The sequence below is a fragment of the Larkinella terrae genome, assembly GCF_009668025.1.
In the GTDB taxonomy this organism is placed as follows: Bacteria; Bacteroidota; Bacteroidia; order Cytophagales; family Spirosomataceae; genus Larkinella; species Larkinella terrae.
On sequence record NZ_WJXZ01000012.1, the window covers coordinates 142024 to 150857 of the forward strand.

Sequence of the window (8834 nt, forward strand, 5' to 3'; positions counted from 1 at the left end):
TGAATACGGGCAAAATAGAACAAAACCGACAGGCGTTACCCGATCAGCTGGGGAAAGTTCTCGACCACTTCGATGGATCGTTTCTGAAACTGATTGGGCGAAAAACCGGCAAATTCTTTGAATGAGCGGATAAAGTGGGACTGATCGGCGTACAGATTGTCGAAGGCAATATCCGACAGCCGGTCGAAATCGTTCGACCGGAATTGGTTCAGCGAAGCCTGAAACCGGCAAATCTTTGCAAACATTTTCGGAGAAATGCCGACCCAGTGATTGAACTTGCGCTCGAAACTTCGCTCGGAAAGGTTAGCGGTTTTTTGCAGTTCTTTCAGGGAAACATTTCCTTTTGACTGGATCAGTTGACTCAGGGCGTACTGAATCAATCCGTCCGCCGTAGCTTCATTTTTTTTTATTTGGGAAACCAGAAACCTTGACAGAAGTTCAATCCGGCCCCCTGTCGACGGAATCGACGAGAGTTGCTCCAGCAGATGAAATCCCTGTTTTTCGGCCAGTTCGTTCAAATCCGTGCAGGTGTTGGTCAGCTCGCTGGCGTTGAATCCGAAAATCGACTTCAGGGCGTTGGGATAGAAACAGATTCCGATCGTATTTAACTGCCCGCTCAGGCACAGTTGAGCCTGGCTCGTGGTTTGGCCGTACACAAAAATACCGGGTAACTGCTTGCGGCTCTGGTCGTAAAACACCCCTTGTTCGGGTTGCTGAAAGAGCAGCCCCGGACACCCGTCGGCCAGGGGTCGGAAGGTTTTGGGGGAGCTATCCCGGCTACTACTTTCCAATACCCAGAAGTAACGGACGTGCTCGCGGAGGTAAGCCGGTGGGGGTATTTGTTCGTAGTTCATAGCCCGTGATGGTAAAGTAAAAACAGAAAAACGTACAGCCAGAGCACATCCACAAAATGCCAGTAAAGCGTAAACAGCTTTATTTTCAGCATATTGGGTGGATTAACGCTGTAAACAAAAGCCTCCACGTATGGAATTCGGCGCATCGCTTCGGCAAAGGCAATGGACAGGAAAACCAATCCAATCACAATGTGCAGCAGGTGCAGGCCGGACAAAATAAACAGAAAACTGCCGGACGGATTGGTTTGCAGGTAAACACCTTTCAGCATCAATTGCCGCCAGCCCAGCACCTGCAAAACGACAAAAAGGGTTCCTAAAAACAGCGTTGTGCCCAGATAAAGCCGGTATTGCGTAAACCGCTCGTGCCGAAAGGCGCTGTTGGCAATGTGTAACGTCAGGCTACTGGCGATAATAACCGCCGTGCTGGCCAGAAATACCGTTGGCAGCGACACGTTGCGCCAGTCAGCACCCACCTTCCGCACCATGTAGGTAACCAGCAGAACGGTAAAGATAAAAACGCTGCTCGCCATACACAGCCAGAGCATGAAACGCTTGGGCTCCCGGCGACGCGTAATGAAGTTGTTCTGGCGACGGGTTTCCATCGGACGGTGAAAGCAGCGGTTTTTGGTTTGTTTGCCAAACGCGAACCGGCTCAAAATGGTTTGCCCAATTCGCTTTCGACAAAGAAATAACGCTATCCGGACCACATAAAGTCCTTAAACTAGCATTAAAAATCAAGTTACTTTGCAGCGATTGAACTACTTACTGTTTCATGAAAACACATCAATTTATATAATAATAGTTCTATTTTCCGGCTAATTTTGGCTTAAAACATAATTATTACGGGTTCATTATGGACTACCGGTTACTAAGTTAGAGTAACTCTGGGTTTTGCGGCCCAATTTTTGTTACCTATCTTTCCAAAAATTAACAATCTTCCGATTATCTGTTGTTTGGCTGAGGTGCTCACTGGTGTTTCATTAACTACTCAACTATCTATGCTCAATTCCTTTACTTCACGAACGTGTGCTGCTTTGATTTTGTCCATTTTTCTGTCTCTGGCAGGATATGGGCAAGTGGGAATCAATATGGAAGACAGGGATTACATTAATTCGGCCAGCCCAGCGCCGAATCCCGCAGTAAATTTCAAGGCTGCTACCAGCATCATGTTCGACAAAGGCGGCAACTTGTACATTGCCTGCCGCTACGGGCAGATTTACCGCATCAAACGGGGGGAAACCAAAGCGACGCTTATCCTGGACATTGGGGAAGAAGTAGCCGGTTATGGTGACCACGGCGTCATGGGAATCACGCTGGACCGCGACCATTTGACCAACGGGCGGTTTTATATCTACTACATCGTAGATATGTATTATTACGACAACTTCGGCAAACCCGGTTATGATCCCAAAAAGTCGACCGACGATGTCGCAACGATTGGACGCCTTACCCGCTACACCGTTAATCCGGCGAACGAGTACAAGGCTGATCTGGCCAGCCGGAAAATCCTGATTGGCGAAACCCTCGAAACCGGTATTCCCATCGTTACGCCTTCGCACGGGGGCGGTGGACTCGCCACCGGGGAGGACGGAAGTATTTTGTTAGGTACGGGTGATGCCGCCAGCTTTATTGAACCCGACATTGGCTGTAACGGTACCATGACCTGGTTCAGACAGGCTATTGACCGGAAAATCCTGAAATCGCTGCCGAACGATCCGTACGGTGGCTGCAATGCCTATGATAAAAATAAAATTACGGAGAACATCGGTGCTTACAAGGCCCAGGTTCTGTTTTCGCACAATGGTAAAGTTCTCCGCGTAAATCCGGAAAATGGTGACGGATATCCTTCCAATCCATTCTACAACGCCGGCATCAGCGCCCGCGAACCGCAAAACCGTATCTATGCCCTGGGCTTCCGGCAGGCTTTCCGGCTGACGGTCCGGCCAAATACCGGTGACTCGAACCCCGCCAACGGAAACCCGGGGGTGTTGTACGTGGGTGATGTCGGTTTTTCGTATTGGGAAGAGCTTAATGTTGTAACGGCACCGGGACAAAATTTCGGCTGGCCGTACTACGAAGGAGTGGATAAAGGCCGGAATGAGTACTGGAAAACGGAAGTTTTCAAACCGGCGAATCCCGTTAAACCCCGCATTCAATACCGGGAAAATAAAAACACGCAGGTCATTCAGGGCGATGCAGTCGTTAGTTCCGACAAACGTCCGCTCGAAGGAAACTGTATTATCGGGGGCGCCTGGCACGAAGGGGGTGGTAACTATCCGAAAGAATTTCAGGATACGTACTACTTTGCTGATTACGGAACGGGCTGGATTGCGGGTGCCAAATTTGGTCACGACCAGAATCCCGAAGCGGGAAGTATTTTTAAAATGGCCACCAAAATGACCGTTACGGAGTATTCCGACCGGATTGTGGGCATGGCTTTTAATCCGTACGACCGCAATATGTACTACATTACGCTGGGCGAAAAATCGTTGGTTCGTCAGCTTGCCTTTACGACTAATCAACCGCCTGCCGCCGTCATTACGAAGGATAAATCATTCGGCAGCAGTCCGTTATCGATCAATTTTTCGGCTAAAGACTCCTATGATCCGGAAGGTGGAGCCCTCACCTATGAATGGAATTTCGGAGATGGAAGTTCGGTAAACCGGACGATGACTCCGCCCTTGAAAACCTTTACAAACGCGGGTACGAAAAGCTACAACGTTTCGCTAAAGGTTACGGATAGTCAGGGAAAAAGCAGCACGACGCAGACCGTGATTTCAATCAACAACACCCCGCCGGTTGTTGAATCGACCACGGTCGATAGCTACAGCCAGATTACGCTGCCGCAAACCATCAACCTGAACGCTACCGCATCGGACGCCCAGACTCCGGCGGAGCAGTTGACTTACAAGTGGACGGTTTATTTATACCACAACGATCACCGGCACGCCATCTCCATTATCAATGGTCGCTCGGGTACAGTCAACCTGTCGGAAGGAACCTGCGATGGAGAAGCGAGTTACTGGTATGGGATGGTTTTGGAAGTTACCGATGCCAGTGGCTTAACCACGACGTACACCAAATATATTTACCTGGCCTGTCCGGGTCAACAGCAAACGATCACCTTTAATCCGATTGGTGACAAAGCACCCAATACGCCACCGTTCCGGCCACCGGTTTCGGCTTCTTCGGGCTTACCGGTTACGTTATTTTCGGTCGATGGGCCCGCGGTTATTGAAAACGGCCAGATCAAATTCACTGGTGGAATAGGTCTGGTTACAATTCGGGCCACCCAGCACGGCAACGGTACGTACAAATATGCCCAGCCGGTCGAACGGTCGTTTATGGTCACTAACAACGCGCCATCGACACCGGATACGGAGGCTCCTTCAGCGCCGACCGGTTTAGCGGCTTCCAACATCACCCAGACGAGTCTGCAACTGAACTGGAATGCTTCGACCGATAATGTGGGCGTGGTCGGCTACGATGTTTACCGGGGTGGCACCAAAATTAATACCAACGTCGTCAACGGTACCAGTTTCGCAGTCACCGGTTTGACGGCCAACACGGCGTACGCATTCGTGGTGGTTGCCCGCGATGCCGCTTCGAATACCTCCGGCAATAGCAACACGGCCAACGTAACAACGCTGGACGCGCCCGCCAATCAGCCGCCGACTCCGCCTTCTGTATCGTCGCTGTCGGCATTTGTAAATACCAGTTTCACCTCAGCGGCACTGGCGGCTTTTACCGATCCGGAAAACACTCCGCTGACGTATCAACTGCTTGGTTTACCCGGCACGTTGTCGTTTAACGCGACAACCCGGGTCATTACGGGTACGCCAACGACCACCGGCACCTACAGCCTGACCTACTCGGCCACCGATCAGCCGGGCCTCAAAAGCAGTGTGACTTTTTCACTGATCGTCAACGAGGCAACAAATCCGGGCAATGTTCCACCGGCCGCTCCGACGGTTTCGCCTTTGTCGGCCGTTATCAACACGGCTTATACGTCGGCCCAGCTTCCGGCCTTCACCGATACTGATCCGCTGACGTATTCGCTGACGGGCTTGCCCAACGGGTTGTCGTTCAACGCGTCTAACCGCGTCATTTCCGGAACGCCGACGCAATCGGGCACCTTCACACTGGTCTATACGGCTAACGATGGAAAAGTCTCCGGGAATGTTAACATTACCCTGACGGTGACGACCGGCGCAGTCGCCCCGGCGGCAAACTATGACGGTTATCTCGTTTTGAGCTGCAACACGATTTCGGGCTGGGCCTGGGAACGCGATCGCGGCAATGCCGTAGTCACAGTCGAACTGTTTGAAGGGTCATCCATTGCCAACGGTACCCTCATCACTACCATTGCAGCGGATGTGTTTCAACAACACCTGAAGGATGCCGGGAAAGGAAACGGGATTCACTGGTTCGACTTCCCCGTTCCGGAAAGCCTCAAAGATGGCCAGAATCACACCATTTGGGGACGCGTCCAGGGATCAGCCTTTGTGCTGAAGTTCTCGACCGGCATGCCGACATTCATCAACTGCCCCGGCAGCGGAACGCCCAATGCGGCTCCGGTCGCTCCGGCGGTTTCGCCCCTGTCGGCCACTATCAATGCCGGTTTCCAGACGACTTCACTGCCGGTCTTTACCGACGCCGAAAACGATCCGCTGACGTACACGCTGACGGGCTTGCCCAACGGCATGTCGTTTAACGCCGGTACCCGTGAAATTTCCGGTACGCCCACAGTCAGTGGCACGTTTACGCTGACTTACTCAGCCACCGACAACAAGCATTCAGCGGTTTCGACCACGCTGGCCCTGACGGTGAACACGGTGAACACACCACCGGCCAATGAAGCTCCGGTCGCTCCGGCGGTTTCGCCCCTGTCGGCCACCATTAACGTCGCCTTTACCGCCAATGCCCTGCCGGTTTTCACCGACGCCGAAAACGATCCGTTGACGTACACGCTGACGGGTCTGCCCAACGGGCTGTCGTTCAATGCATCCAACCGGGTTATCAGTGGGACACCAACGCAGTCGGGCACGTTCACGCTGACGTATTCGGCGACGGACAACAAGCACTCAGCGGTTTCGACCACTTTTGCGCTGACCGTCCACGAAGCCAATAATCCGCCGAGCAATGTTCCACCGGCCGCCCCGACGGTTTCGCCTTTGTCGGCCGTTATCAACACGGCTTATACGTCGGCCCAACTTCCGGCCTTCACCGATACTGATCCGCTGACGTATTCGCTGACGGGCTTGCCCAACGGATTGTCGTTCAACGCATCCACCCGGGTTATTTCCGGAACGCCGACGCAATCAGGCACCTTCACGCTGGTTTACGCGGCCAATGATGGCAAGGTCACCGAAGATGTCAACATCACCCTGACGGTCACGACCGGCGCAGTTGCCCCGGCGGCTAACTTCGACGGCTATCTCGTCCTGAGCTGTGGTTCGATTTCGGGTTGGGCCTGGGAACGCGATCGCGGTAATGCCGTGGTTACCGTCGAGCTGTTTGAAGGCCCTTCGATTGCCAACGGCACCTTCATCACTGCCATTCCCGCCAACATCTTTCAGCAACACCTGAAGGATGCCGGGAAAGGAAACGGGATTCATGGATTTGATTTCCCCGTTCCGGACAATCTCAAAGACGGTCAGAATCACACCATCTGGGGACGCGTGCAGGGATCGGCCTTTGTGCTAAAATATTCAACCGGCGCGCCGACGTTCATCAACTGCCCCGGAAGTGGAACGCCAACGAATGCAGCCCCAGTTGCTCCGGCGGTTTCACCTTTATCGGCCACCATCAATGTTGGCTTCACGGCCAATGCCCTGCCGGTTTTCACCGATGCCGAGAATGATCCGCTGACCTACACCCTGACGGGCTTACCCAACGGGCTGTCGTTCAATGCTTCGAATCGGGTTATCAGTGGCACCCCGACGGCCAGCGGTACGTTTACGCTGACCTATTCGGCGACGGACAACAAGCACTCAGCGGTTTCGACGTCGGTTACGCTGACGGTGAACGCAGGAGGAGGAACACCACCCGCTAATGCGGCCCCGGTTGCTCCGGCGGTTTCGCCCCTGTCGGCCACTATTAACGTCGCATTTACCGCCAGTGCTCTGCCGGTTTTCACCGATGCCGAAAACGATCCGTTGACGTACACCTTAACGGGCTTGCCCAACGGACTGTCGTTCAATGCATCCAACCGCGTCATTTCGGGAACCCCGACGGCCAGTGGCACCTCGACGCTGACGTATTCGGCGACGGACAACAAGCATGCCGCGGTTTCGACCACCTTTACCCTGACCGTGAACACGGCCGGAGGAACCACCGACCCACCGCCAACCGGTGGCAGCGGACCTGGCAACTATGAAGGCTATCTGGACGTCGTTGAGTGTGGCAGCATTCAGGGTTGGATTTGGGATAAAAACCGGCCGAATACCCCCATCACTGTTGAATTTGTGGAGGGAAGTACCGTGGTCGGCACCATAGATGCCAATATTTTCCGTCAGGATCTGAAAAACGCCAACAAAGGCAACGGTATTCACGGCTACGCTTTCACGGTACCGGCTTCTCTGAAGGATGGAAAACCGCACTCAATCAGTGGCCGGGTGCCGGGTGGAAACTTCACCTTGAAGTGGTCGCCCAAGGTACTGACCTGTCCGGCGGGTAGTCGGCAGGGCGTTGGAGAGCGCGTAGAAATCAGCATGGACCTGTCGGTTAGCCCGAACCCCAGCCGGGGACGTGTGGAAATCAGCTACCGGGTGGAAGCCGACCAGTGGGCCGATTTGCAGATCGTGGACATGATGGGCCGGCCGGTTTGGCAGAAGCCCATGATCGGTACGGGCAAAGTCGAACGCGAGACGGTCGATCTGGCTCCGGCAGGCGCTAATTTGTACTTAATTCAGTTGCAAACCGCCAAACAGATTGTTACCAAACGATTGCTGATCAACCGCTAAAACTCGTTAAAACAGAAACCCGCCGGTTCGTTCGGCGGGTTTCTGTTTTATTGGACTTCCGGGATTCGAATCACTCCTTATAATGTCTTTTGCCAGACCTGGTAGTGCTGAAAATGATCGGGTAAATGTACCGCTTGCTCGAAAATACCGTAAATAGTTGACCCCGAACCACTCATACTGGCATAAACCGCCCCCCCTTGGTATAGTTCTTGTTTAATCCTATCGAGTAGAGGATATTTCCTGAACAGTGTATTTTCAAAGTCGTTCCGAATGGTTTTTTGCCAGTCTCCGACCGGAGCCTGCAATGCCGTACGGAGTGATACGGACGGTTTTTGCGGCTGAATGCCGGCGTAAGCTTCTGCCGTTGAAATAGCCAGATTGGGATACACCAGGACGAGGGTGTACCCACTCAGGGACAGGTCAATATCTTCAAAACGATCACCTTTTTCGAAGCAATACCGGGGTCGATTCTGGATAAAAAAAGCACAATCACTCCCTAACTGTCGTGCATACGTTTCTAACTGCTCAATTGACAATGCCAATGCAAATTGTTCATTTAACAAACGGAGTGTAAATGCCGCGTCCGCTGATCCTCCCCCCAGGCCTGCGCCGATCGGGATTTGTTTGTAGAGGTACATCTGGACGGGGGGCAGTTCAAAATCGCGTTTTAAAAGATCATAGGCCCTTAAACAGAGGTTGGTGGTTACATCCCCCGGAATATCGGTACCATCCACCTCGAACCCGGTTTTTGAATCCGGAATGACCTCCAGTAAATCACTAACCGGGATCGGGTAAAAACACGATTCAAGGTTGTGGAAGCCATCGGGCCGCTTTTCGGTGATCTGTAAACCGATGTTAATCTTGGCATTCGGAAAGACTATCATTTAATTCAGATTAGGACCTTTGGATAATTTTTTCAAAACATATGAAAACATCAAATGTTACCAATGCCTTTGAATAGTAGCACTTTAAGTATACCGTTTAGTAAAAAGAGGTTTAAGCTAGGTTGGAAACA

4 protein-coding genes are annotated in these 8834 nt (G+C 52.5%); 1 reads left to right on the forward strand and 3 read right to left on the reverse strand.

Going from position 1 to position 8834, the window contains the following annotated elements:
- Positions 1 to 35: 35 nt before the first annotated feature.
- Positions 36 to 854: a helix-turn-helix domain-containing protein gene (locus GJJ30_RS19085; RefSeq protein ID WP_154176778.1), complete on the reverse strand. Its 819-nt coding sequence runs from the start codon at positions 852 to 854 to the stop codon at positions 36 to 38.
- Positions 851 to 1456 carry a cytochrome c oxidase subunit 3 gene (locus GJJ30_RS19090; protein WP_229313244.1) on the reverse strand — a complete coding sequence of 202 codons (606 nt, stop codon included), beginning with the start codon at positions 1454 to 1456 and terminating at the stop codon, positions 851 to 853. The genes GJJ30_RS19085 and GJJ30_RS19090 overlap by 4 nt, the downstream gene beginning before the upstream one ends.
- Positions 1457 to 1942: 486 nt before the next feature.
- On the opposite strand from GJJ30_RS19090, the gene GJJ30_RS19095 reads away from it, so the two are divergent.
- Entirely contained in the window at positions 1943 to 7819 is a 5877-nt protein-coding gene (locus GJJ30_RS19095; RefSeq protein ID WP_170299231.1) for a putative Ig domain-containing protein, read from the forward strand.
- Between the two features lie 77 nt (positions 7820 to 7896).
- Here GJJ30_RS19095 and ispE read toward each other — a convergent pair whose 3' ends face one another.
- Positions 7897 to 8703: a 4-(cytidine 5'-diphospho)-2-C-methyl-D-erythritol kinase gene (gene ispE, locus GJJ30_RS19100; protein WP_154176780.1), complete on the reverse strand. Its 807-nt coding sequence runs from the start codon at positions 8701 to 8703 to the stop codon at positions 7897 to 7899.
- Positions 8704 to 8834 lie beyond the last annotated feature (131 nt).